Below are 23,659 nucleotides of genomic sequence, written 5' to 3' on the forward strand. Positions count from 1 at the left end.
AGGAACGACATGCGCCTTGTTTCCCTGCTGGCCCTGGCGGCCGCAGTTCCCGCCCTCGCCCTGCCCGCCTACGCCATGGCCGATGACGCCGCCGCGGTCGACCAGGTGGTCGTCACCGCCGGCCGCGAACCGGAAAAGCTGTCGGAAGTTTCGACCAGCATGACGGTGATCGACGCCGAGACCCTGAAGAAGTCGCAGGCCGTGGTGGTCTCCGACCTGCTGTCACGCACCGCGGGCGTGACCGTCACCCGCAACGGCGGCGTCGGCGGCTCGACCCAGCTGCGCATCCGCGGCGCCGAGACCGACCAGACGGTGGTTCTGATCGACGGCGTCAAGCTGAACGATCCGTCCTCGACCGGCGGCGGCTACAACTTCGCCACCCTGCTGGCCGGCAACATCAACCGCATCGAAGTGCTGCGCGGTTCGCAGTCGACCCTGTGGGGCAGCCAGGCCATCGGCGGCGTGGTCAACATGATCACCGCCGTGCCGACCGGCCCGCTGGGCGCCACGGTCTCGGCCGAAGCCGGCTCGCGCGACACCGCCTACGGCAACGCCGCCGTCAGCACCGGCGGCGACTGGGGCGGCTTCCGCCTGGCCGGCGCCTACTACACCACCGACGGCGTCTCGGCCTTCGGCAAGTCGTATGGCGGCAAGGAGAAGGACGGCTACCGCAACGCCGCGATCAGCAGCCGCCTGGACCTGAACGTCACCGACTGGGCCGCCGTTGACCTGCGCGCCTCGTACGCCGCGACCAAGAACGAGTTCGACGGCTTCCCCGCGCCGCTGTTCGCCTTCGCCGACAGCCCCGAGTACGGCAAGACCAAGGAACTGGTCTCCTACGCCGGCGTGCGCCTGAGCGCCTTCGACGGCGCGCTGAAGAACCGCCTCGGCTATGGCTACACCCAGACCGACCGCGACAACTTCGATCCCAGCTCGTCGGTCCCCAAGACCTTCGACGCCCGCGGCACCAACAACCGCTTCGAGTACCAGGGCACCTGGACGATCAACGAGGCCTTGCGCGCCACCTTCGGGGCCGAGACCGAGCGTTCGTGGTTCCGCACCGCCTCGCCGTCGACCTTCGATCCGGCGCCCAAGCCCGACCGTCACGCGGCCAGCACCGACAGCCTTTACCTGCAGCTGCAGGCCAAGCCGCTGGCGGGCCTGGTGCTGACCGGCGGCGTTCGCCAGGAAGACCACTCGGCCTTCGGCGACGCGACCGTCTACCAGGCCGGCGCCACCTACTCGCCCAATGACGGGGTGACGGTGTTCCGCGCCAACTACGGCGAAGGCTTCAAGGCCCCGTCGCTGTACCAGCTGTACAGCATCTACGGCGACGACGGCCTGAAGCCCGAAGAGTCCGAGAGCGTCGACCTGGGCGTCGAGCACAGCGTGCTGAACGGCCGGGTGCGCGCGGGCGTGACCTGGTTCCACCGCGACATCACCAACCAGATCGACTTCGTCTCGAACAACAACCCGCCGAACTATGGCGGCTACGCCAACTTCGCCAAGACCGAGACCAGCGGCGTCGAGCTGGAAGCGACGATCGAGGTGACCTCGGCCCTGCAGGTGACCGCCAACTACACCAACATGGACGCCATCAACCGCTCGGCGACCAACAACGGCAAGCGCCTGCCGCGCCGCCCGAGCGAGACGGCCAACCTGAACGCCGACTATGACTGGTCGAACGGCCTGACCACGGGCGTTTCGGTGCAGTACGTGGGCGAGAGCTATGACAACGCCACCAACGCCCGCCGGCTGAAGAGCTACGCCCTGTTCGACCTGCGCGCGGCCTATCCGGTCAATGAGCAGTTCGAGGTGTTCGGCCGCGTCGAGAACCTCTTCGACAAGGAATACCAGACGATCTACCGCTACGGCTCGGTGGGTCGCGGCTTCTTCGCCGGCGTGCGGGCGAAGTTCTGATGAGCGGCTCGCCGGCGTCCCTTTCCGGACACGGCGGCCGCCTGGCGGCGGCGCGGGCGCGTTTCCCGGACGCGCCCGCGCCGTGGCTCGATCTGTCGACGGGGATCAATCCCCGTCCCTATCCGGTTCCGCCCCAGGCCTTCGAGAACTGGGGCCGCCTGCCCGATCCGGCCGACCTTCTGAAGCTCGAAGCCGTCGCCGCGCAAGCTTTCGGCGTCGAGGATCCGGGCCGGGTCGTGGCCATCCCCGGCAGCGAGACGGCCATCCGGCTGCTGCCCAAGATCCTGCCTCGCGGCCGCGTCAGCCTGCCGCTGCCCACCTATTCCAGCCACGCCCACGCCTGGCGGCGAGTGGGGTCGGAGGTCGTGGCCGATCCGGCCGAAGCCGACGTCTGCGTGGTCGTGAACCCCAACAATCCCGACGGCCGCAGCCTGGCGCCCGAGGCGGTGCTGGCGCTGGGCCAGCGCGGCGCGATCGTCGACGAGGCCTTCGTCGAGTGCGAGCCGGCGCTGTCGGTCGCAAGGTTCGCCGGCGCGCCAGGCCACGAGCGGCTGGTCGTACTGCGCTCGTTCGGCAAGTTCTACGGCCTGGCCGGCCTGCGGCTGGGCTTCGTCATCGCCCGCCAGGCCCTGGCGCGCCGCCTGCGCGACACGCTCGGCGAATGGCCGCTCTCGGCCCCTGCCCTGGCCGCAGGCCTGGCGGCCTATCCCGACGCCGCCTGGGCCGACGCCGCGCGCGCCAGCCTGGCCGACGACGCCGCCCGCCTGGAAGCCCTGCTGGCGGGCGCCGGGTTCGAGATCGTCGGCGGAACCAGCCTGTTCCGCCTGGCGCGCGCGACCGACGCCGCGGCCCGCTTCGAGACCCTGGCCCGGTCGGGGATCCTCACCCGCCCCTTCGACCACGACGCCGGCCTGCTACGCTTCGGCCTGCCCGGATTCGACGCTGACTGGGCGCGCCTGGCCGCCGCCCTGGAGACTTCGCGATGACCGACGAGAACACCCAGCACGCCGAGGCCATGCGCGCGCTGAAGGCCGAGCGCGAAGAGCTGATGAAGAGCAAGACGCTCGAGAAGGGCCTGCTGCTGGTCCACACGGGCGACGGCAAGGGCAAGTCCTCGGCCGGCTTCGGCATGGTCGCCCGCTCGCTGGGCTGGGGCATGCAGGTGGGCGTGGTGCAGTTCATCAAGGGCAAGTGGAAGACCGGCGAGCGCCTGTTCTTCAGCCGCTTTCCCGACCAGGTGCGCTATCGCGTGATGGGCGAAGGCTTCACCTGGGACACCCAGGACCGCGAGCGCGACATCGCCGCCGCCAGGGCCGCCTGGGAAGAGTCCAAGGCGATGATCGCCGACCCGGCGCTGGATTTCGTGCTGCTGGACGAGATCAACATCGCCCTGCGCTACGACTATCTCGACATCGACGAGGTCGTCGCGGTGCTGAAGGCCCGCCCCAACGACAAGCACGTCTGCCTGACCGGCCGCAACGCCAAGCCCCAGCTGCTCGAGATCGCCGACCTGGTCACCGAGATGTCCCTGGTCAAGCATCCCTTCGAGCAGGGCTTCAAGGCCCAGCGCGGGGTCGAGTTTTGAGCGGCCTGAACCGCCGCACGGCCCTGGCCGCGGGCCTGGCGGTCGGGCTCGGCGCGGGCGCGGGCTCGGCCTGGGCAGCGACGCGCAAGCCGCGCCTCGTCTCGCTCAATCCATGCCTCGACGGCGTGCTGGTCGAGGTGGCCGACCGCGACCAGATCGCGGCGCTGAGCCACTACGCCCGCGACCCGCAGCAATCGAGCATAGCCGAGCGCGCCAAGAGCTATCCAATCACCTACGAGAGCGCCGAAGAGGTGATCGCGCTGCGGCCCGACGTGGTGCTGAGCGCGGCCCATTCCTCGCCGGCCACCCGGGCGGCGCTGAAGCGACTGGGCGTGCGGGCCGAGCTCTTCAAGGTGCCCAACAGCTGGGCCGAGAACCAGGCCGACATCCGCCGCATCGCGCAGGCCGCCGGCCATCCGGACCGCGGCGAGGCCCTGATCGCCCGCATCGACCGGGCGCTGGCCGCCTCGGCCCCGCCGCCGGGCTCGCGCCCGCTGGAGGCATTGGTGTTCCAGCCCAACGGCTTCGCGGCCGGCGAAGGCACGCTGGTCGACGAGATGATGAAGCGCGCCGGCTTCACCAATGTCGCCAGCCGCTATGGCCTGAAGAAGTGGGGCAACGTCTCGCTCGAAAGGCTCCTGGCCGATCCGCCGCAGGTGCTGCTGGCCGGCCAGGCGCGACCCGATGCGCCGACCTGGGCCGAGCGGATGCTCAGCCACCCCGCCCTCGCCAAGGTGAGCCACCGCATGACCCGAGCCACCTTCCCCGAACGGCTGCTCTATTGCGGCGGCCCGACCCTGATCGACACCGCCGCCACCCTGGCGGCCGCTCGCCGCCAAGTGCTGAAAGCCCGCGCATGAGCCATTCCCGCCGTTCCTGGCTGCTGATCGGCGGCCTGCTCGTGGCCATAGCCGTCCTTTTCGGCCTGTCGCTGATGAGCGGCCGGGTCTGGGCGCCGTGGAGCGCCTGGATCGACCGCGCCGATCCGCGCTGGGCGATCATTTTCGAACTGCGCCTGCCGCGCACCGTGCTGGCCGTGGCCATCGGCGCGGCGCTGGGCATGTCGGGCGCGGCCATGCAGGGCTACACCCGCAATCCGCTGGCCGATCCTGGCGTGCTGGGCGTGTCGTCCATGGCCGCCCTGGGCGCGGTGATGAGCCTCTATCTGGGCCTGGCCTTCACCGCGACCTGGCTGCTGCCGGCCTGCGCCATCCTGGGCGCGGGCTTCGGCGTCGTCCTGATGCTGGCCCTGGCCGGGACCACAGGCGGCACGGTGACCTTCCTGCTGGCCGGCGTGATCCTCAACACCGTGGCCAGCGCCGGCGTGGCCCTGGCCCTGTCGCTGGCCCCGAACCCATGGGCGGCGCAGGAGATCATCAGCTGGCTGCTGGGTTCGCTGGCCGACCGCAGCGTCGACGAGGTGCGGCTGGCCGTGCCGCTGATCATCGTGGGCCTGGCCATCCTGCTGACCCTGCGCAAGTCGATGGACGCCCTGACCCTGGGCGAGACCGGCGCTACGGCCCTAGGCGTCAACCTGTCGGCCGTGCGGGTGATCCTGGCCGTCGGCGTGGGGATCGCCTCAGGCGCCAGCGTGGCCGTGACGGGCCTGATCGGCTTTGTCGGCCTGATCGCCCCGCACCTGGTTCGCCCTCTCGTCGGGCACCGCCCGGGCGCCCTGCTCATTCCCTCGGCCCTGGCCGGCTCGGCCCTGGTGCTGGCGGCCGACATCGTGGTGCGCCTCACGCCCTCGGCCGCCGAGATGCGACTGGGCGTGGCCACCGCCGCCGTCGGCGGGCCGTTCTTCCTGGCCCTCCTGATCTCCATGCGCCGGAGGCTCGCATGAACGCCCCCCTTCTCTCCGGCTCCACGCTTTCCGCCGAGAACCTGACCGTCTCGCTGGGCGGCCGCGCCGTGCTGCATGGCGTATCCGCCGAGTTCAGGGCCGGCGAGGTCACGGCTGTCGTCGGTCCCAACGGCGCGGGCAAGTCGACCCTGCTGGCGTGCCTGGCCGGCCTGCGCAAGCCGGACGCCGGAAGCGTCAGCCTGGCCGGCGCGCCGCTGGGCGCCCTGTCGCACCGCGATCGCGCCCGCAAGATCGGCTTCCTGCCGCAGACGCCGGAAGTGGCCTGGGCCGTCGATGTCGAGACCCTGGTGGGCCTTGGCCGTACGCCCCACAGCGGCATGCGCGGGCTGTCGGAAGCCGATCGCGCGGCCGTGGCCCGGGCGCTCGAGCGCACCGACCTGCAGGACCTGGCCCGCCGCGAGGTCAAGAGCCTGTCGGGCGGCGAGCGCGGCCGGGCCCTGTTCGCTCGGGTGCTCGCCGGCGAGCCGAGCTGGCTGCTGGCCGACGAGCCGCTGGCCGGGCTTGATCCCGGCCACCAGCTGGACGCCGTGGACCTGATGCGCGGCTTCGCCGCCCAGGCCGGCCAGGGCGTGGTCATGACCCTGCACGACCTGGCCATCGCCGCGCGGTTGGCCGACCGGGTGCTGGTGCTGGTCGACGGCCGACTGATCGCCGACGGTCCGCCGCGCGAGGCCTTGACGCCCGACGTGCTGGCCCGCGCCTATGGAGTCACGGCAAGAGTGGTCGAGGGCCAGTCCGGGCCCCTGATCGAACTTGTGGGACGCCATGGCTGAACCCCTGCTGCTCGCGCCTCCGCTGGCCCTGCTGATCGAGGCTCTGGTCGGCTATCCGCAAGGGCTGCACAAGGCCCTGCCGCATCCGGTGACCTGGATCGGCAAGGCGATCGAGGCGATGGAGCGGCGGTGGAACCGGCCTGAAAGTTCCGAGATCCGCCGCAAGGAGCTGGGCGTCATCACCGTGGCGATCCTGATCGGCGCCGCGATCCTGATCGGCAGCCTCCTGGAGGCGGCGTTCGACAGCGGCCTGCTGGCCACCCTGGCCGTGGCGCTGCTGGCGACGCTGGGGCTCGCGCAGCGCAGCCTGCATCAGCACGTGATGGCCGTCCTGGATCCGCTGGAGGCCGGCGACCTGCCCGCCGCGCGCCAGGCGGTGAGCCTGATCGTCGGGCGCGACGTCGACGACCTGGATCTGCACGGCGTAACCGCCGCGGCGCTGGAGAGCCTGGCCGAAAGCTTCAACGACGGCGTCGTGGCCCCGGCCTCGTGGCTGACCCTGTTCGGCCTGCCGGGCCTGTTTGCCTACAAGGCGGTGAACACCGCAGACAGCCAGATCGGCCACATGGAGCCGCGCTGGCGGTCGTTCGGCTGGGCGGCGGCCAAGACCGACGACGTGATGAACTGGGTTCCCGCGCGACTGGCCGCCGGCCTGATCTGCGTGGCGGCCGGCTGGAAGGGCTGGGCGACCATGCGGCGCGACGCCAGGAAGCACGCCTCGCCCAACGCCGGCTGGCCCGAGGCGGCCATGGCCGGCGCGCTGGGCGTCAAGCTGGGCGGCCCGGCCCGCTACGACGGCGAGACCACCCAGCGCCCGAGCTTCGGCGACGGCCGGGCGCCAGACCTGACCGACCTGCGCAGAGGCTTGCGGATCTATCGCCGGGCCTGCGCCCTCTTGTGGCTGCTGGTGACGCTGCTGTGCCTGGGCGGCTGGAGACTGACCCAATGACCTTCGTTCCGCCCCCCATCGCCGCCGTCGACCGGGCGCTGGAGGCCAGACTGCGCGCGAAACTGGACGGCAAGGCCAAGCCGCCGGGGTCCCTTGGCCGCATCGAGGACCTGGCCGTGCGCCTGGGCCTGATCGCGGACGGCCTGGCGCCCCGCGCCGACCGCACGACCCTGCTGGTGTTCGCCGGCGACCACGGCCTGACGCAGGAAGGCGTCTCCAGCTATCCGTCGAGCGTGACGGTGGCGATGGTCGGCCTGTTCCTGTCGGGCCGGTCCAGCGTCAACGCCTTCGCCAAGGCGACGGGCGTGTCGGTCAAGGTGGTCGACGCCGGCGTCGCCGCCGACCTGCCGAGCCACCCCGACCTGATCGACGCCAAGGTGCGCCTGGGCGCCCGCAACGCCGCCCGCGAGCCGGCCTTGACCCGACAGGAGACCCACCTGGCCCTGACGCGGGGGATCGAGATCGCCGGCCAGGCCCTCGACACCGCCGACGTGCTGGCCATCGGCGAGATGGGCATCGGCAACAGCTCGGCCGCCGCCCTCGTCATGCATCGCCTGGCGCCGGCGCGGCTGGAAGCATGCGTGGGCCAGGGCACAGGCCACGACGCCGAGGGCCTGGCCCGCAAGGCCGCCGCCATCGCCCGCGCCGCCGCCCGCAGCGACGCCGAGGATCCTTTCTCGGTGCTGGCCGAGTTCGGCGGCTGCGAGATCGCCATGATGGCCGGCGCGGTGCTGGGCGCGGCCGCGCGGCGACGCCCGGTGCTGGTCGACGGCTTCATCGCCACCGCCGCCGCGCTGGCGGCAGTGCGCCTGGCGCCCGAGGCGCTGGACTACTGCGTCTTCGCCCACGGTTCGGCCGAGAAGGGCCACGGCGCGATGCTGGCCGCTCTGGGCGTCGAGCCCCTGCTGGACCTTGGCCTGCGGCTAGGCGAAGGCACCGGCGCGGTGCTGGCCGCCCCGCTGCTGGCGGCGGCCGCGAACCTGCTCACCGAGGTGGCCGACCTGGCCGACGTGCTGGGATGATCGGCCGGCAGGTCCAGTTGCTGCTCTGCGCGGTGCAGTTCCTGACGCGCCTGCCGACCCCGCCGCTGCGCGGGTTCGAACCCGACTGGATCACCCGCTCGGCGCGCTACTTCCCGCTGGTCGGGCTGCTGGTCGGCGGGATCAGCGCCCTGGCGCTGCTGGCGGCCAGCGCCGGCTGGAGCGGCTGGCTGCCGGCGATCCTGGCCCTGGGCGTCGGCTTCCTGGTCACCGGCGGCTTTCACGAGGACGGCTTGGCCGACAGCGCCGACGGCCTGGGCGGCGGCCAGACCCGCGAACGCCGCCTGGAGATCATGAAGGACAGCCGGGTCGGCACCTACGGCGTGCTGGCGCTGGTGACGATCCTGGGCGCCAAGGCCGCGGCCCTGGCCAGCCTGACGCCGCTGAACGCGGCCCTGGCTCTTGTGACCGCCCACGGGGTCGGCCGCGTCGCCGCCGTGGCGGCCATGGCCGCCCTGCCCCATGTGAGCGACCGCGACCACGCCAAGTACAAGCCCGCGCCCGACGGCGTGAAGCCGGCCGAGGTGCTGATCGCCGCGATCCTGGGCCTGTGGCCGCTGCTGCTGGCGCCGGCACTGGGCGCGCTGGCGGCGATCGCCTTCGCCGCTCTCCTGGCCACGGCCATGGCCCTGCTGGCCCGCCGCCTGATCGGCGGCTATGTCGGCGACGTGCTGGGCGCGATCGAACAGGTCGCCGAGTTGGGCGTCCTGCTGGGCCTGGCGGCGTTTCTGGCATGAGGCTGGCGGTCTGCCCGCTGAGCCGGCTGGACGCGCATCTGGCCGCGCACCAGCCCTCGCACGTGGTGAGCCTGCTGTCGCCAAGCGCGCAGCCCCCCGAGATCGGCGCGGTGGAGCGGCTGCATCTGGCCTTTCACGACGTCGCCGAGCCGCGCGAAGGCCTGGTTACCCCCAGCGCGGCCATGATCGCCGAACTTCTCGCCTTCGCCGACGGCTGGGACGGCGCCCGGCCGCTGCTGCTGCACTGCTACGCCGGGGTCAGCCGCTCGACGGCGGCGGCGTTCATCCTGGCCTGCCGCCTGGCGCCGGACCGCGATGAGGCCGACCTGGCGCAGGCGCTGCGCAGCCTGTCGCCCTCGGCCACGCCCAACCCGCTGATGGTCGCCCTGGCCGACGCCGCGCTGGAACGCCAGGGGCGCATGATCGCCGCGATCCGTTCCATCGGTCGGGGCGCCGAGGCCTTCGAAGGCGAGGCCTTCACTTGGGATCCCGCTCAGTAGGTGACCGTGGCGATCACCTGGTCTCCGTAGGTGGCGGGCGACGGCGTGGTCTGGGCCGGGACGCGGCCGTACAGGGTCAGCGGCTGGGTTGCGCCCGTGCCGCTGCCGCCGACCGTCAGGCCCGCGCCGGTCCCCCAGGGCGATCCCCGGGCCTCGTCCTTGTAGATGCCGTAGGTGACATACTGGCTGGCGGCCTTCATTCGCCGGGCCGTGGCCGAGGTTCCCTGCTGGCCGTTGTCGAGGCCGATGGCGTAGGGGGTGTCCTTGGTGCAGGTCACCGACATGCCGGTCTGGGCGTCCTTGTTGGCGCTCAGCACGCCGACATTGCCGAAGTTGAGATTGCCGGTCGTGATCGTGCAGTCGGCGATCAGCGTGGCGCTGAAGGTGAAGGTGGCCGGGGTCAGGGTCGAGCCGACGGTGACCCCCGCGCACGACAGAAGGTTCAGCCCCCAGAAGAAGGTCTGGCCCGTGAAGCTGGTGGAATAGGTGCCCGGCAAGGTGGTCGTACTGGTCGACAGCCGCAGATAGACGGTCTGGTTGACGTTGATCGAACTGCCCGTGCCGGGATTGGCGGTGATCGTCGGCACCGTGCCGAACACCAGCAGCACCGACGAGCCCCAGGGCTGGGTGCGGCCGCTGTCCTGATAGATCTGGAACGGCACGGTGGCGCCGCCCGGTCCGGCCATATAGCGCTGGCCCGCGCCGTTGCTGCCGCCGGATCCCGCGTCGAGGTTGGGGCACAGAGAGACCGGCAGCAGCGGGGTCAGTCCCGTACAACTGAAGTTGAGGTTGGCGGTGGCGTCGACATTGCCGGCCGTCAGCGGGCTGAGGGTCGAGCCGAGATTGACGCTGGAGATCGAGGCGCTGCAGCTGGCCGCGGCCCGGGCTTGCGACGGCGCGCCGAACCAGGCCAGGGCCAGCACCAGCAGGCCGGCCAGCGTCGCCAGGCGCAGAGGCCAGCGCCTAGCGGCAGACGGCGTCGACGACATGCCGGCCTCCCTCGCTGGCGGCAGCCCCCAGGACCAGCCGCGCCACGCATTCGTTCCCGTCCTCGACGACCACGCGCAGGTCGCCGTCCGCGATCACGCCGGTCAGGAAGGTCTGGCCATCGTAGCCGACGATGGCGCGCTCGGCGACGCCGGGGCGGATCACCTCGGCGCCCGGCGGCACGAATCCGCCGTCGGGGCGATAGAGGGTCAGCAGCACCGCAGGCGGGCTCCTGCCCACGCCGAAGCGGACGATGGCCCCGCCCCCCGCCGTCGGCGTGACGGTGCGCTCGGTCTGGGCCGCCTCCAGCTCCAGCGGCAGGTCCTGGCTGTCGATCGACAGCCGGTTGATCTCGAAGGCCTCCAGATTGCGCACCAGCAGCCGGCCGTTGCGGTCGCTACGGCCGACCTTCTGGTTCTGATAGAGCACCGGCACGTCGGGAGCGCCGACCTCGACCAGGGCGAAGGCGCCTTCCAGGCGGTTGGTCGCCGCACTCACCCCGCCCAGCCAGGCCAGAGCGCCCTCGACCTGAACCTGACCCCGGGCCGCGCCGTCGGCGTACTGCACCGCGCCCGAGACGCGGGCGTTGCGGCCTCGATAGGCGGCCTGCACCTCGCCCGCCTGCCGGGCGCCCTGCTCGATCCTGGCGCGCCAGCCGTAGCTGCCGTCGGCCTGGGTCTCGGCGCGGCTGGCCTCGACGAAGCCGAAGGTGTCGCCGCCCTGGGCCTGGACGCCGGCGGTGGCCGAGCCGGTCGAGCCCAGGGGGATTGAGATCCCGAAGAAGGCGCCGGTGTCGCGACGCTCGCCGCGGCTGACATAGCCTGTGACGTAGGCCGTCACCCGGTCGGCCAGGGTGTGGCGCAGCGATCCGCTCCACACCTGGCGACGCGGCCCGGTGGCCGGCGTCTGGGCGCTGTAGGAGGCGCTGGCGACGGGCGCCTCTCCGCCGCGCATCAGCAGAGCCAGGCGCAGCGGACTGGAGACCGTGACCTGGTCGATGGCGCGCGGCGGCTCGTCGCCGGCCATCTGCCAGTTGCGATAGAACGACGGACGCGAGGTCACCGAGGCCAGGTCGCGATAGCCCGCCGAGGCCCGCATGCTCATCCCCGAGACGTAGAGACCGGCGAACCGGCTGTCGAAGATCACCGCGGCCAGCGCGCCGGCGCGGTCGTCGACATGGCTGGCGGCCGCCGAGGCCGAAACCACGCCCAGCCCGCCGACCTGCGCCGTGACCCCGCCGCCGCCCTGCACCAGGCCCGCGCCGGCCTCGACGTGGCCCTCGACCGTCAGGGCGTCGAACACGCCGTAGCGCAGGCTGGCCGAGCCGATCGGCGAGCCGGCGTAATCGGCCGACTCCACGCCGAAGCCGCGACGGGCGAACCCCGCCTCCGCCGAGAAGTCGGCCAGTCCCTTGCGCAGCAGCAACGGCGTGGCGAAGAACGGCGCGTCCACCGCCACCTGGCGGCCGGCGGCGTCGGCGAGCACCAGCCGCACGTTGCTGTAGCCCTGGGCCGACGGCAGGCCATCGATCCGAATGGGCCCGGCCCCCACCGGCCTGCTGAGGATGCGGTTGTCGTTGACGTACAGCTCCAGCGTCGACGGCGCGGCCGCGGTGGCCGCCAGCCGCGGCGAGGGCATGGTGACAATGTCGGGCCGGGTGGCGAAATCGCGGCGGATCTGGAAGCCGGCCATGCGGATCGGCCGGGTCCAGGCGAAGCCGCCATTGATGTAGTCGCCGCCGCGCAGGCCCAGCATCCGCTTGGGATCGTACCAGGACCAGGTGGTGTCGAGACGCACGATGCGGGTCTCTTCGCCAACGTGGCTGGCCGAGACCCCGCTGGCCAAGGCGCCGAAACGGCCGAAGACGCGGCCGTCGAGCGCCAGCCCCATGGCGTCGACGCCCAGTGCGTCGTCGGCGTCGACCTGACCGGCGTCGGCCGAGAAGATGTAGTTGAGCACCGCGCCCAGGTCCTGGCGCGGCGCGCCGGCCGCTTCGCGGCGGACGGCCAGGTTGAAGCGCTGGATCGCCAGCCGGTCGAGATCGGCCGTGACCATCAGGCGCTGGCCGGGATCGTCATAGACCGCCGTCAGGCCCGGAACGCCGGTCAGGTCGACCAGGCCGACGGCCGGGGCGGCCAGACCGACGGCGCGCATCTCGTCGGCCTGCATCCGCAGGCGTCCGTCGCCCTCGCGCTCGACGGCCGCGACCAGGCCGGTGTTGCGGCCGTTGATCCAGACTTCGAGCTGCAGGTCCTCGCGCATGGTCGCGACGGTCTTGAGATCGGGGAGCGGCAGGTCCTGGGCCAGGGCGCTGGCCCCGCAGACGGCGAAGACGGCGCTCAGAAGGGCCGCCTCAGTCGCTCTTGAGCGGCGCATCGATCGGCCCGGTGTCGGTATCGGCGATCAGCCGAGTCCCGGCGGCGGGCTGGAAGGCCCCCGCGGGCCAGGAGACTTCCGCTCCAGGCAGAACATAGCCCACCAGGCCCTTGCGTTCGGCAAGGACCGCTCCGGAGGCGTCGCCGATCTTCAGATTGGCCAGACGCAGGCGGCGGGCGCCGGTGTTGCGGCCGACCAGGGCCGCGCCGCCGTCCTCGGACGGCTGCAGCCGCCACTCGATCCGGGGCCGCTCGCGGCCGGAGCCGAAGAACAGCGGAATGGAGTGGCGCATCAGGAGGGTGACCTGCCGGCCGGACTCGCTGAGCGGCGGCGGCAGTTCGTCGACGATGAGACGGTAGGATTCCTCGGCCTCGGGCGGGCGGCCGTCGAGGCGCACGACGCGCACCGTGCGGCTGGCGCCGGGATCGACCTTGGCGATCGGCGGGCTGGCCACCACCCCGGTCGCCGGGGTCAGCACGTCGCGCCCCCCGGACTGCGTCCAGCGGAACACGCGGATCTGGACGTTCAGCGGGGCGACGTCGTCGTTCTGCAGCGTCAGGGTCGTCGCGTTCTGGCCGGCCGGCAGGTCCAGGCTCACGGGGCTGACGCGCAGCGACGCGGCGGTCGCTTGCGCGCCGCCGAGCGCGGCCAGGGCCAGACCGGCCAGGAGGACGACCGGGCGCATCTCAGTAGGTGATCGTCACCGCGACCAGGTCGCTATAGGCGCCCTGGGCCGGCGTGGTCTGGGCCGAGACACGGCCATAGGCGGTATAGGACTGCACGGCGCCGTTGCCGGTGCCGGCCTGGGTGTCGACGTTCTGGGTGACGCCCCACACCTGCGTGCGGCTCGCGTCTCGATAGAGCGCGTAGCCGACCGTGTCGTTGGCGGCGCTGGTCATCTTGCGCGCGCCGACGGTCGCCCCGGTGCCCGCCCCGGCGCTCAGGGCGACCGTGTAGGGCGTGGAATTGGTGCACTGGACGCCGATGGTGCTGGTGGTGTCGATATTGGCGTCGATGACCCCGTGCGAGCCGAAGTCAACATTCGAGGCCGACTGCACCTTGCATTCGCCTTGAATGGTCAAGTTGACCTGAAAAGAACTCGACGCCGTCGCAGCAGTCGCCGAACCAGATATCGCCATGAACGCCATCGTTCCAATGACGAAAACTGAAGTCGCTATTTTCCTCATGTCCGGCCGCCCCTTCTGGAAATTCGAACAGGATCTCACTCGCGTAAGACTTGCGGCGCTCGCTGTTGCCGAGTGATTAACGAGCATTAGGGGTAGCTGCGACAGCCGGTCGCGGAAGTTGCGCTCTCCCAGGTGGAGAGTTGACGAATCCACTTCCCCCGGAAGTGGAGAAACGTCAATTTTCGGGACGTGCTTTGGTTGAGCACAAAGGGAAACGCTGATTTTTGAACGTCGTTATGTCGCGAGCGACTGACATGCATGAAAGTAGCAGGCCGCCGGCCGCCGCAGGGACGTTATGTCGCAGCCGCCGCCGGGCCAGGAAGACGCCTGAGGGCGGCCCTGAAGGCGGCAATGGCGCGCCTCAGCGCCGGGTTTCGACAAAACCGGCCGCCATCCTCCAAGCTGGAGCCGGTGGCGTCGGGCAATCTGTCGACGTTCGATCAGCGCTCCACCGCATCGCACGATCGAATGGCGCGGCCCTCCTCCCCCGCCCTCGAGGCCGCCCGGCCGTCGTCTCGCCGCCACCCCGACCAGGCGAGACGGCGGCCGCAGGGCCGCGATGGAACACAGCGAGGCTTCGCGGCTTCCCTTCCCTACAGAGGAGGCCGCCATGCCCCACGTCCGATCCATCCCAGCCCCCCTGCCCGCCGCCGCCGACGACAAGTCCATCGACCTGCAGGAACCCCGCTCGGTCCGCTACTGGACCGAGACCCTGGGCGTCAGCGAGGAGCAGCTCCACACCGCCTGCGAACACGCCGGCGCGTCGGTCGAGGAAGTGCGCAGGTATCTGGGCAGCAACAGCTGAGGGGGCTGGTAGGCCTGGAGGGACTCGAACCCCCAACCAGACCGTTATGAGCGGTCGGCTCTAACCATTGAGCTACAGGCCCCCATGCCGCGCGGGACGAGAGTCGGCGCGGGCGAGGACCGGTCGATTAGCATGGGCTGCACGCGGCTTAAAGGTGCGGTTCAGGTTGAGTTTGCGACAGGGAAACCAATCGCGGGTCGACGCACTGTCGTGTCCCCGTGCGCAGGAGAACAAGAACATGATCCGCAACCGCTCGACCGTTCCGGCCCTGGTCGCCGCCGGCGCCGCCATCCTGGCCCTGTCGGCCGTCCCCGCGGCCGCCCAGAACAACGACGCGGCCTTCCGCGCCACGACCTTCAACCTGTCGGCCGCCGGCGAGACCGCGATCGCGCCGGACATGGCCACCATCACCCTGGGCGTGCAGAGCGAAGGCGCCAGCGCGGCGGCGGCCCTGTCGGCCAACGGCGCGGCGATGAACAAGGTGATCGCGGCGCTGAAGAAGGCCGGCGTCGCCGAGCGCGACATCCAGACCTCGAACCTGAACGTCAATCCGCAGTACGCCTACGAGCAGAACCAGCCGCCGCGCCTGACCGGCTACCAGGCCAGCAACCAGGTGACGATCCTGGCGCGCGACCTGTCCAAGCTGGGCCAGACCGTGGACGCGGCCGCCTCGGCCGGCGCCAACACCGTCGGCGGCATCAGCTTTGGCCTGCAGAACCCGCAGAAGGCCGAGGACGAGGCGCGCATCAAGGCCGTGGCGGCCCTGAAGGCCAAGTCCGACCTCTACGCCCGGGCCACGGGCTACAAGGTGGTGCGCCTGGTCAGCCTGAATGAGGCCGGCGGCTACACGCCCTCGCCCCAGCCCGCGCCAATGTTCGCCATGGCCAAGCGCGAGATGGCCGATTCGACGGCGATCTCGGGCGGTGAACTGAAGGTGCGGGTCGAGGTCAGCGCCACCTACGAGGCGCAGCAGTAACGACCAGGATCAGTCCTGAAACCGGAAACCTCGCTCCCAGACCGGGAGCGAGGTTTTCCTTTGTCAGAAGCCGGCGCGGACGAAGGCGCGTTCGACGCGGTCCTGGATCTCGATGCCCGGCAGGGCGCGATCGCCCTCCATGACCGCGACATAGCGCAGGCCCGAGGCCTGGCGACCCTCGCCGGCGGGCACCGGCCCCATGGCCCAGCCCACGCGGTTGGTCGGGCTGCTGTCGCAGCTGATGAATTTCGCCTCGCCGGCCAGGTTGGCCTTGAGCACGTCCTGGGCCGTCGAGGTCTTGCCTTCGCAAGTGGGCAGGTTGCGGGCGCAGGAGATGTAGCCCCCGCCCGTCCACAGCACCTTGCCGTCGGCTTGCGCGATCAGCACGCAGGTCGAGGGCGAGCCGATGGCCCGGCCGACGGCCTGGGTCAGGGCGTCCTCGTCGACGCCCTTGGGCAGCTTGGGGCCGCCGCAACCGGCCAGCGCCAGGGCGCCGACCAGGACGAAAGCCGGGACGGCGCCGGACCGCATCAGGCGGCCTTCTTGATGACGTTGCCTTCGTCGAGCAGCACGACGGTCGGGGCGTAGTTGCGGGCCTCTTCGGCCGGCATCTGGCAGTAGGTGACGACGATGACGGTGTCGTTCTTCTGCACCAGGCGGGCGGCGGCGCCGTTGACGCCGATCACCTTGGAACCGCGCGGGGCCTCGATGGCGTAGGTGGTGAAGCGCGCGCCGGTGGTGATGTTGAGCACGTCGACCTGCTCGTTGGGCAGGATGCCCGAAGCGTCGAGCAGATCACGGTCGATGGCGATCGAACCTTCGTAGTCGAGGTCGGCCTGGGTCACCGTGGCGCGGTGCAGCTTGGCCTTCATCATGGTCAGAAGCATGGCGACGCCCCTTCTTATCTCGTTGAAACACTGGGATTTCGCGAGGTCGCCACACACATGACCCGCGTTCAGTCACGGCCATATAGACAGGATGGGCCCCAGGTTCAATCGCAGCGCAGCAAGGCGCGGTGGATCGTCGCGCGGGATCAGCCGGCCCTGGCCTTCAGGAAGGCCGTCATCTGGGCCAGCACCGGCGCCTTGCGGCGGAACGGCCGCGACAGCGCCAGCAGGGGCGCGGCGTGGTCCAGGCCCGGATAGACCTGCTCCTCGACGATCGCGCCGGCTTCACGCAAGGCCTTGGCCAGCTTGCGGGTGTTGCGCGGGCGAACGGTTTGATCGCCCCCTCCCGTCGCCAGGAACGCGGCCGGAGCGCCGGCGCGGACGAAGCTGATCGGCTGGGTGGCCGGAAGATCGTGCGCATGGCCGAAGGTGCGGGTGGTGATGGGGCCGTCGAGCGGCAGGAAGGCGTAGGGTCCCGACAGGCCGGCGAAGGCCCGTACCCTCTCGCCCTCGACCCCGGCGGCCGCCAGATAGGCGCGATCCAGCGCCAGCATCGCGGCGATGTAGGCGCCGGCCGAGTGTCCGGCCAGCGACATCCGCCCCGGATCCCCGCCCAGGCGCGGCGCATGCTCGACCGCCCAGCGGACAGCGAGCGCAGCATCCTCGAGGAAAACCGGATAGCGGACCTCGGGATGGAGGCGGTAGTCCGGTACGACGACCAGGAACCCCCGGGCCGCCAGGGCGCGCGCGGCCCAGCCGTAGTCGCCCCGCCGGCCTGAGTTCCACGCCCCGCCGTAGAAGAACACCAGCACCGGCCAGCCGCCCGCGCCGTCGGCGGGCGCATAGACGTCGAGCCGTTGACGGGGGTGCTCGCCATAGGAAACCCCGCGCACCGGGCGGCGCGCGGGGTCCTTGGGCGTCAGGGCGGCGAAGATCGCCAGCGGCGACCAGGCCTCGGCCAGGCTCAGAGCTTGAACCCGCCGGCCAGGATCTTGGCGTGGGCCGCCTTGGTGATCTTCACATAGCCCTTGCCGGGCTCGCGGAAGTACAGCGGGTCCTTGATGACGGCCGGGTCGAAGCCCTCCTTCACCAGGTCGATCTTGCGGTACTTGAAGGTGCCGGTCGTCTCGATCTCGGGCTGCAGGCGCACGAACACGGGACGGGCGTAGGCCGGCATCTCGCGGTCGACATATTCGGCCAGGTTCTCGATCTCGAACTCGGGACCGACGACCAGCGAGGCCATGCCGGCCTTGCCGTCGAGGTCGCCCACCGGCACGCCGTAGACGTTGATCTCCTTGACGCCCGGGAAGCCCGCCAGGCGCTCGGACACCTCGCTGGTGGCGACGTTCTCGCCCTTCCAGCGGAAGGTGTCGCCGATGCGGTCGACGAAGTAGATGTAGCCGTCGCTGTCCTGGCGCATCAGGTCGCCGGTGCGGAACCAGGCGTCGCCCTTGTCGAAGACGTCGTGCAGCACCTTCTTCTCGGTGGCGGCCTTGTCGGCGTAGCCGGTGAAGTTGGAGCGGGCGTCGCTGGCGATGTGGCCGATGCACTCGCCGATCTCGCCGGGCTTGACCTCGACGCAGCAACCGTTGGGGCCGCGCACGGGGGTCTCGGTCTCGACGTCGAACTTGACGATGCGGATGTTGAACTTCTTCTTCAGGTAGCCCGGCACCCGGCCGATGGCCCCGCGGCGGCCGTCGAAGTTGAACAGCGACACGTTGCCTTCGGTGGCGCCGTAGAACTCCAGCACCCCGCCGACCTTGAAGCGGTCGAGCATGTCGTCCCAGACGTCGGGACGCAGACCGTTGCCGAAGATCAGGCGCAGCTTGTGAGCGCGCTCGAACTCGTTCTCGGGCTGGTTGGCCAGATAGCGGCACAGTTCGCCGATATAGACGAACATGGTGCAGTTCTCGGTGACCACGTCGCTCCAGAAGTGGGTGGCCGAGAACTTCTTGCGCAGCACGATGCTGCCGCCGTTCAGCAGGCCCGCTCCCATGGCGCAGAGGCCGCCGGTGGCGTGGTAAAGCGGCAGGGTCACGTAGATGCGGTCGGTGGAGCGCGAGTCCGTCGAGCCGGCGAAGCCGCGCATGTAGAGCTGGGCGCGCATGTGGGTGATGCGCGCGGCCTTTGGCAGACCCGTGGTGCCGCTGGTGAAGATGTAGAGGGCCGTGTCCTTGGCCACCAGGCCGTCGCGAGCCGTCAGGCGGTCGGGACGCAGCTGGCTGCAGCTTTTCAGCGCGTTGACCAGGTCGCGCTGGTCGCCGTGCACGGGACCCAGAACCCATTGCTGGATGTGGCGGCCAAGCTGCTCCTTGACGTCCTCGAAGCAGGGCGAGGTCTCCGGGTCGACGATGCAGTGCAGCGCCTGGGAGATGTTGAGGCAATGCGCCAGGGCGGCGCCCGTCAGTTGGTTATTTATCAGAGCCGTGGCGACGCCGACCTTCGAAAGGCCGTACCAGATGGCCAGGTACTCGATGCGGTTGGGCATGAAGAGCGCCACGGTCTGACCGCGGGTGATCCCCTGCCCCTTGGCCCAATGCGCATAGCGGTTCGCGATCGCGTCCAGCTCCGCATAGGTGATCGTCTTGCCCTCGAACGTGATGGCGGGATTGTTCCGCCACGTGTCGACCGCCGCTTCCAGATCGTCGCAGATCAGGTTGTCGCTGTCGGGCGCAATGGACTTCACACGCTTGAGGGTGCGGGTCAGCCCCTTCAGGAACCGCCACTCGCGCTTCAACTTGGCCTGCAGACGCATAAATTCACTCCCTTCAAACAACCATTGGAGAGCGCCGGGCTAGCGGTCAAGTCGTTGGAAGGTCTTGAGTGTGCATCTGCGAAAAGCAACCTCGCAATTGCGACAAATCTTTTCGCATGCCGTAGGGGCACTATTGAAAGGGCCGCGTGGAACTGATCCACGCGGCCCCTTTGGTCTCGGATTCGAGGTTGACCTTAAGGTCAGCCTGAATTTCAGCCGTTGGCGACCTTGCGCTGGTTGTCGCGCGCGGCCTTCAGCTTCTCGGCGACCAGGAACGCCAGCTCCAGGGCCTGCTCGCCGTTCAGGCGCGGGTCGCAGTGGGTGTGGTAGCGATCGGCGAGATCGGTCTCCGACACCGCGCGGGCGCCGCCCAGGCACTCGGTGACGTTCTGGCCGGTCATTTCCAGGTGCACGCCGCCCGGATGGACGCCTTCCGAATGGGCCACTTCCACGAAGGTCTTCACTTCGGAGAGAATGCGGTCGAACGGACGGGTCTTGTAGCCGGTCGAGGCCTTCAGCGTGTTGCCGTGCATCGGGTCGGTGGCCCAGACTACCGAGCGGCCGTCGGCCTTGGTGGCCTTCATCAGGCGCGGCAGACGATCGGCGATCTTGTCCGAACCGAAGCGGCCGTACAGCGTCAGGCGGCCCGGCTCGTTGTTGGGGTTCAGGACGTCGATCAGGCGCAGGAGGTCGTCGCCCTCCATGGTCGGACCGCACTTCAGGCCGATCGGGTTCTTCACGCCGCGCATGAACTCGATGTGGGCGCCGTCCAGCTGGCGGGTGCGCTCGCCGATCCACAGCAGGTGGGCGCTGGTGTCGTACCAGTCGCCAGAGGTGCTATCGACGCGGGTCATGGCTTCCTCGAAGCCCAGCAGCAGCGCCTCGTGGCTGGTGAAGAACTCCACGCGCTTGAGGTCTGGCTGGGTGTCGGGGGTGACGCCGACGGCCGACATGAAGGTCAGGGCCTCGGAGATCTTCTCCGACAGTTCGCGGTAGCGCGCGCCCTGCGGGCTGTCGCCGACGAAGCCCAGGGTCCAGCGGTGGATGTTGTAGAGGTCGGCATAACCGCCGCTGGCGAAGGCGCGCAGCAGGTTCAGCGTCGCGGCCGACTGGCCGTAGGCCTTGAGCAGGCGGTCCGGGTCGGGCACGCGCTCTTCGGGGTTGAAGTCCATGCCGTTGATGATGTCGCCGCGATAGGACGGCAGCGTCGTCTCGCCGATCGTCTCGATCGGTTCCGAGCGCGGCTTGGCGAACTGGCCGGCGATCCGCCCGACCTTCACCACCGGCTTGCCGCCGGCGAAGGTCAGCACGACCGCCATCTGCAGGATCAGGCGGAACGTGTCGCGGATGTTGTCAGCGTGGAACTCCTTGAAGCTCTCGGCGCAGTCGCCGCCCTGCAGCAGGAAGGCCCGGCCTTCCGCGACATCGCCCAGCAGCGACTTCAGGCGCCGCGCCTCGCCGGCGAAGACCAGCGGCGGCATCTGGCGGAGGGTCTGTTCAACACGCTCGACGGCGGCCGCGTCCGGGTAATCGGTCGGCACGTGCTTGGCGGGTTTGGCTCTCCAGGTCGCGGGGGTCCACCGGGCGGTCATGATGATCTCGAAGTTCTAAAGGGTAGCGCTCATAGCGCACCCTAGGGGTAAAAGCAAAAATCGTGCGACGAACCGGCTGTAGCCTAGCTGACCGGGGAAATTTCGACCCACTCGTCGCTGTATCCGCCGCTCGAACGACGCACGGCGATGCAGGCGATGACGGCCAGGGCGCCGACGGCGATCCACCACTCCTGCCAGACGCCGAAGCTCAGCGCGCCGACGACCAGATAGCTGGTCAGCGCCGCGCCGCTCATGGCCGCTGCGCCCCGATCGGTCTCGGCCGCGCGAGTGACCCCATGGGCCAGCCAGCAGAAGAAGGCCCCGACCAGCGCCGCCCCCACCGCGCCCAGTTCGAGCCACAGCTGAAGCTGGGCGTTGTGGGTGTGCAGCGGAATGGCGTCGCCGAAGGTGCGGCTGGCGTCCAGGCCCCAGCCGCGGAACGGGTGGTCCTGGATGTGGTCGGCGGCGAAGGCCCAGATGTTCAGGCGCGCGTCCCACGACGGGGGCACGAAGTCATGCAGCCAGCCCCAGAAGCCGGTCTGGATGGCCCACAGCACGGCGATCGGCGCGACGACGAACGGAACGGCCACGATCAGGGTCAGCACGCGCCCGCCGATCTTGCCGGTCGCCTTGATCAGGAACCAGACGGCAGCGCCCGCCGCCAGGGCGACAAGGCAGGAGTCGGCGCTCGACAGCACCGAGGTGGTGATGACGCCGGCCAGCAGCAGCACGACGCCCGCCTGCTTGCCCCGACGCGCCAGCGCCGCGGCCGCCGGCCAGAACAGCACCGCCATCACGTAGCAGCCGATGGAGATCTTGACCTTGGCCAGGTCCGGCCGGATCGGATCGCCGGTCAGCACGCGCAGCTTCTGGAAGATCGACGCGCCGCTCAGGGCGTCGACCCCGACGACCACGGCCAGGGCCAGCACGCCAAAGCCCATGACGGTGGCCGTCCGATCGGCCGCCTGGCCCGAAAGGCGCAAGGCCGCCGCCACGGCGGCCCCATAGAGCGCCAGCTGAAGGAACAGCTTCACCGCGGTGATCTTCTCGATGTCGCCGTAATCCTTGAGTGATCCGGGCGGCGGCGCCGCCGGGCTCCAGGTCATGCTGACGGCGGCCCACACCGCCAGAAGCAGCAGCATCAGGGCCGGCGCCGCCGGCGCGCGAGGCTTGCCCATGATCGGCAGCACCAGCAGGCCCGCGAGCGCCATCAGCGGCGCGAAGCCCAGTTGCGCGGCGTAGCCGAGCAACGGGGTGAGCGCGAAGATGAAGATCATCACGCCCCCGAGCCAGGGCGTGCCCTTCTCGGGAATCGCCGCGGCCTGGCTCATACGCCGCCCACCTCGGCCGGAACGTACTTCTCGCGCATAGTGACGAGTTCCTCGGCCAGGGTCGGGTGCACCGCGCAGGTCGAATCCCACTGCGGCTTGGTCACGCCCATCTTCACGGCGATGGCGGCCATCTGGATGATCTCGGGGGCGTCGGGACCGACGACATGGACGCCGACGACCTGCTCGTTGTCCTGGCGGACGACCAGCTTCATCAGGCAGCGCTCCTGGCCGCCGTAGAAGGTGAGCTTCATCGGCCGGAAGACGGCGCGATAGATGTCGACCTTGCCGAAGGCGTGGCGGGCTTCAGCCTCGCTCATGCCCACCGCGCCGATCGGCGGCTGCGAGAACACGGCCGAAGCGACCAGGTCGTGATCGAAGGAGGTCGGATTGCCGTAGAATTCGGTCTGGGCGAAGGCCGCGCCCTCGCGGATCGCCACCGGCGTCAGGTTGATGCGGTCGGTGACGTCGCCGACGGCCCAGATGCTGTCGACATTGGTCTTGGAGTGGGCGTCGACGGCGATCGCGCCCTTGTCGTTCAGCTTCACCCCGGCGTTCTCAAGCCCCAGCCCTTCGACATAGGGGTCACGGCCGGTAGCGAACAGGACGACGTCGCTCTCGAAGGTGAGGTTGTTGTTGAAGGTGCTGACAAGGCCGCCTTCGGTCTTTTCGATCGACTTGTGCGAGCAGCCCAGCACCACCTTGACGCCGCGCTTCTCCATCTCGTCGGCGAGATGCGAGCGCACGTCGTCGTCGAAGCCGCGCAAGATGTTCGAGCCGCGGTAGCAGAGCGTGGTCTCGACGCCGAGACCGGCATAGATGCCGGCGAACTCGACGGCGATGTAGCCGCCGCCGACCACCAGCACGCGCTTGGGCAGGGTGGGCAGGTGGAAGGCCTCGTCCGAGGTGATCCCGTGCTCGGCGCCCTCGAACTCCGGACGCACCGGGCGGCCGCCGGTGGCTACCAGGATCCGCTTGGCGGTGTAGCGGCCGGCGTCGCCTTCCGAGCCCTCCTTGGGCAGCACTTCGACGGTGTGGGCGTCGACGATCCGCGCCTTGCCGTGCAGCAGGTGGGCGCCGGCCTTGCGCAGGTTGGTGACGTAGATGCCCGACAGGCGCGCGATCTCGACGTCCTTGTCGTGCAGGAAAGTCTTCCAGTCGAACGAGGCCTCGCCGATCGTCCAGCCGTAGCCCTTGGCGGTCTTCAGCTGGCTGGAGACCTCGCTGGCGTAGACCATGAACTTCTTGGGCACGCAGCCGCGCACCACGCAGGTGCCGCCGACCCGGTACTCCTCGGCCACGGCGACCTTGGCGCCCGACAGGGCCGCCAGGCGCGCGGCGCGCACGCCGCCCGAGCCGGCGCCGATGACGAAGAGGTCGAAGTCGTACTCAGCCATC

The 23,659-nt window shown here is 70.3% G+C and carries 24 protein-coding genes and 1 tRNA gene; 13 read left to right on the top strand and 12 right to left on the bottom strand.

The window, feature by feature from the left end; genetic code table 11:
* The first annotated feature begins 9 nt into the window (after positions 1 to 9).
* Genes G5B46_RS03755 through G5B46_RS03800 form a run of 10 tightly spaced genes read left to right on the top strand, consistent with a single transcriptional unit; the run spans position 10 to position 9,368 of the window.
* Positions 10 to 1,920, top strand: coding sequence for a TonB-dependent receptor (locus G5B46_RS03755; protein WP_165256178.1), 1,911 nt, complete (start codon positions 10 to 12; stop codon positions 1,918 to 1,920).
* Positions 1,920 to 2,906, top strand: coding sequence for a threonine-phosphate decarboxylase CobD (gene cobD, locus G5B46_RS03760; protein WP_165256180.1), 987 nt, complete (start codon positions 1,920 to 1,922; stop codon positions 2,904 to 2,906). The genes G5B46_RS03755 and cobD overlap by 1 nt, the downstream gene beginning before the upstream one ends.
* Positions 2,903 to 3,505: a cob(I)yrinic acid a,c-diamide adenosyltransferase gene (cobO, locus tag G5B46_RS03765; RefSeq protein WP_165256182.1), complete on the top strand. Its 603-nt coding sequence runs from the start codon at positions 2,903 to 2,905 to the stop codon at positions 3,503 to 3,505. The genes cobD and cobO overlap by 4 nt, the downstream gene beginning before the upstream one ends.
* Positions 3,502 to 4,365, top strand: a complete 864-nt coding sequence (locus G5B46_RS03770; protein ID WP_165256184.1) for an ABC transporter substrate-binding protein — start codon at positions 3,502 to 3,504, stop codon at positions 4,363 to 4,365. Before cobO ends, G5B46_RS03770 begins: the two co-directional genes overlap by 4 nt.
* Complete coding sequence (locus G5B46_RS03775; RefSeq protein WP_165256186.1) at positions 4,362 to 5,348, top strand: iron ABC transporter permease; 987 nt, start codon at positions 4,362 to 4,364, stop codon at positions 5,346 to 5,348. Before G5B46_RS03770 ends, G5B46_RS03775 begins: the two co-directional genes overlap by 4 nt.
* Entirely contained in the window at positions 5,345 to 6,142 is a 798-nt protein-coding gene (locus G5B46_RS03780; protein WP_165256188.1) for an ABC transporter ATP-binding protein, read from the top strand. Before G5B46_RS03775 ends, G5B46_RS03780 begins: the two co-directional genes overlap by 4 nt.
* The gene (cbiB, locus tag G5B46_RS03785; protein WP_165256190.1) at positions 6,135 to 7,091 is read left to right on the top strand and encodes an adenosylcobinamide-phosphate synthase CbiB; all 957 of its coding nucleotides are present in this window, start codon (positions 6,135 to 6,137) and stop codon (positions 7,089 to 7,091) included. The genes G5B46_RS03780 and cbiB overlap by 8 nt, the downstream gene beginning before the upstream one ends.
* The gene (cobT, locus tag G5B46_RS03790; RefSeq protein ID WP_205691440.1) at positions 7,088 to 8,113 is read left to right on the top strand and encodes a nicotinate-nucleotide--dimethylbenzimidazole phosphoribosyltransferase; all 1,026 of its coding nucleotides are present in this window, start codon (positions 7,088 to 7,090) and stop codon (positions 8,111 to 8,113) included. Before cbiB ends, cobT begins: the two co-directional genes overlap by 4 nt.
* Positions 8,110 to 8,868 (top strand): adenosylcobinamide-GDP ribazoletransferase, encoded by a 759-nt coding sequence (gene cobS / locus G5B46_RS03795; RefSeq protein WP_205691441.1) that lies wholly within the window; start codon positions 8,110 to 8,112, stop codon positions 8,866 to 8,868. The genes cobT and cobS overlap by 4 nt, the downstream gene beginning before the upstream one ends.
* A complete protein-coding gene (locus tag G5B46_RS03800) occupies positions 8,865 to 9,368 on the top strand; it encodes a hypothetical protein (protein WP_165256192.1) in 504 nt (167 codons plus the stop codon). Before cobS ends, G5B46_RS03800 begins: the two co-directional genes overlap by 4 nt.
* Here the strand turns inward: G5B46_RS03800 and G5B46_RS03805 are convergent.
* From G5B46_RS03805 to G5B46_RS03820, 4 genes are read right to left on the bottom strand one after another with little or no spacing between them, the layout of a single operon-like run.
* Complete coding sequence (locus G5B46_RS03805; RefSeq protein WP_165256194.1) at positions 9,362 to 10,357, bottom strand: spore coat U domain-containing protein; 996 nt, start codon at positions 10,355 to 10,357, stop codon at positions 9,362 to 9,364. The genes G5B46_RS03800 and G5B46_RS03805 overlap by 7 nt on opposite strands.
* A complete protein-coding gene (locus tag G5B46_RS03810; RefSeq protein WP_165256196.1) occupies positions 10,332 to 12,731 on the bottom strand; it encodes a fimbria/pilus outer membrane usher protein in 2,400 nt (799 codons plus the stop codon). Before G5B46_RS03810 ends, G5B46_RS03805 begins: the two co-directional genes overlap by 26 nt.
* Complete coding sequence (locus tag G5B46_RS03815; protein ID WP_165256198.1) at positions 12,709 to 13,416, bottom strand: molecular chaperone; 708 nt, start codon at positions 13,414 to 13,416, stop codon at positions 12,709 to 12,711. Before G5B46_RS03815 ends, G5B46_RS03810 begins: the two co-directional genes overlap by 23 nt.
* A gap of 1 nt (position 13,417) precedes the next feature.
* On the bottom strand, positions 13,418 to 13,918 hold the full coding sequence (locus G5B46_RS03820) for a spore coat U domain-containing protein (protein WP_165256200.1): 501 nt from the start codon (positions 13,916 to 13,918) through the stop codon (positions 13,418 to 13,420).
* On the opposite strand from G5B46_RS03820, the gene G5B46_RS24655 reads away from it, so the two are divergent.
* Together G5B46_RS24655 and G5B46_RS03825 are read left to right on the top strand one after the other, a co-directional pair.
* Positions 13,869 to 13,994, top strand: coding sequence for a hypothetical protein (locus G5B46_RS24655; RefSeq protein WP_276611488.1), 126 nt, complete (start codon positions 13,869 to 13,871; stop codon positions 13,992 to 13,994). The two genes, G5B46_RS03820 and G5B46_RS24655, sit on opposite strands and share 50 nt — an antisense overlap.
* Before the next feature lie 534 nt (positions 13,995 to 14,528).
* Positions 14,529 to 14,723, top strand: a complete 195-nt coding sequence (locus tag G5B46_RS03825; RefSeq protein ID WP_165256202.1) for a DUF3606 domain-containing protein — start codon at positions 14,529 to 14,531, stop codon at positions 14,721 to 14,723.
* 6 nt (positions 14,724 to 14,729) lie between these two features.
* Here G5B46_RS03825 and G5B46_RS03830 read toward each other — a convergent pair.
* A tRNA-Ile gene (locus G5B46_RS03830) sits at positions 14,730 to 14,805 on the bottom strand.
* Between the two features lie 156 nt (positions 14,806 to 14,961).
* Between G5B46_RS03830 and G5B46_RS03835 the strand changes: the two genes are divergently transcribed.
* Entirely contained in the window at positions 14,962 to 15,699 is a 738-nt protein-coding gene (locus tag G5B46_RS03835; protein ID WP_165256204.1) for an SIMPL domain-containing protein, read from the top strand.
* 63 nt (positions 15,700 to 15,762) lie between these two features.
* Here the strand turns inward: G5B46_RS03835 and G5B46_RS03840 are convergent, their stop codons facing one another.
* From G5B46_RS03840 to gor, 7 genes are all read right to left on the bottom strand, one after another.
* The gene (locus G5B46_RS03840; RefSeq protein WP_165256206.1) at positions 15,763 to 16,230 is read right to left on the bottom strand and encodes a hypothetical protein; all 468 of its coding nucleotides are present in this window, start codon (positions 16,228 to 16,230) and stop codon (positions 15,763 to 15,765) included.
* Entirely contained in the window at positions 16,230 to 16,586 is a 357-nt protein-coding gene (gene panD / locus G5B46_RS03845; RefSeq protein WP_165256208.1) for an aspartate 1-decarboxylase, read from the bottom strand. Before panD ends, G5B46_RS03840 begins: the two co-directional genes overlap by 1 nt.
* A 146-nt stretch (positions 16,587 to 16,732) precedes the next feature.
* Positions 16,733 to 17,479, bottom strand: coding sequence for an alpha/beta hydrolase (locus G5B46_RS03850; protein WP_346764862.1), 747 nt, complete (start codon positions 17,477 to 17,479; stop codon positions 16,733 to 16,735).
* A gap of 71 nt (positions 17,480 to 17,550) precedes the next feature.
* A complete protein-coding gene (locus G5B46_RS03855) occupies positions 17,551 to 19,341 on the bottom strand; it encodes a long-chain-acyl-CoA synthetase (protein ID WP_165256210.1) in 1,791 nt (596 codons plus the stop codon).
* 212 nt (positions 19,342 to 19,553) lie between these two features.
* Complete coding sequence (locus tag G5B46_RS03860; RefSeq protein WP_165256212.1) at positions 19,554 to 20,933, bottom strand: 3-deoxy-7-phosphoheptulonate synthase class II; 1,380 nt, start codon at positions 20,931 to 20,933, stop codon at positions 19,554 to 19,556.
* Between the two features lie 83 nt (positions 20,934 to 21,016).
* The gene (locus tag G5B46_RS03865) at positions 21,017 to 22,264 is read right to left on the bottom strand and encodes an O-antigen ligase family protein (RefSeq protein WP_165256214.1); all 1,248 of its coding nucleotides are present in this window, start codon (positions 22,262 to 22,264) and stop codon (positions 21,017 to 21,019) included.
* Positions 22,261 to 23,658 carry a glutathione-disulfide reductase gene (gor, locus tag G5B46_RS03870; protein WP_165256216.1) on the bottom strand — a complete coding sequence of 466 codons (1,398 nt, stop codon included), beginning with the start codon at positions 23,656 to 23,658 and terminating at the stop codon, positions 22,261 to 22,263. Before gor ends, G5B46_RS03865 begins: the two co-directional genes overlap by 4 nt.
* Position 23,659 lies beyond the last annotated feature (1 nt).

The sequence above is a fragment of the Caulobacter sp. 602-2 genome (assembly GCF_011043625.1).
Lineage (GTDB): Bacteria > Pseudomonadota > Alphaproteobacteria > Caulobacterales > Caulobacteraceae > Caulobacter.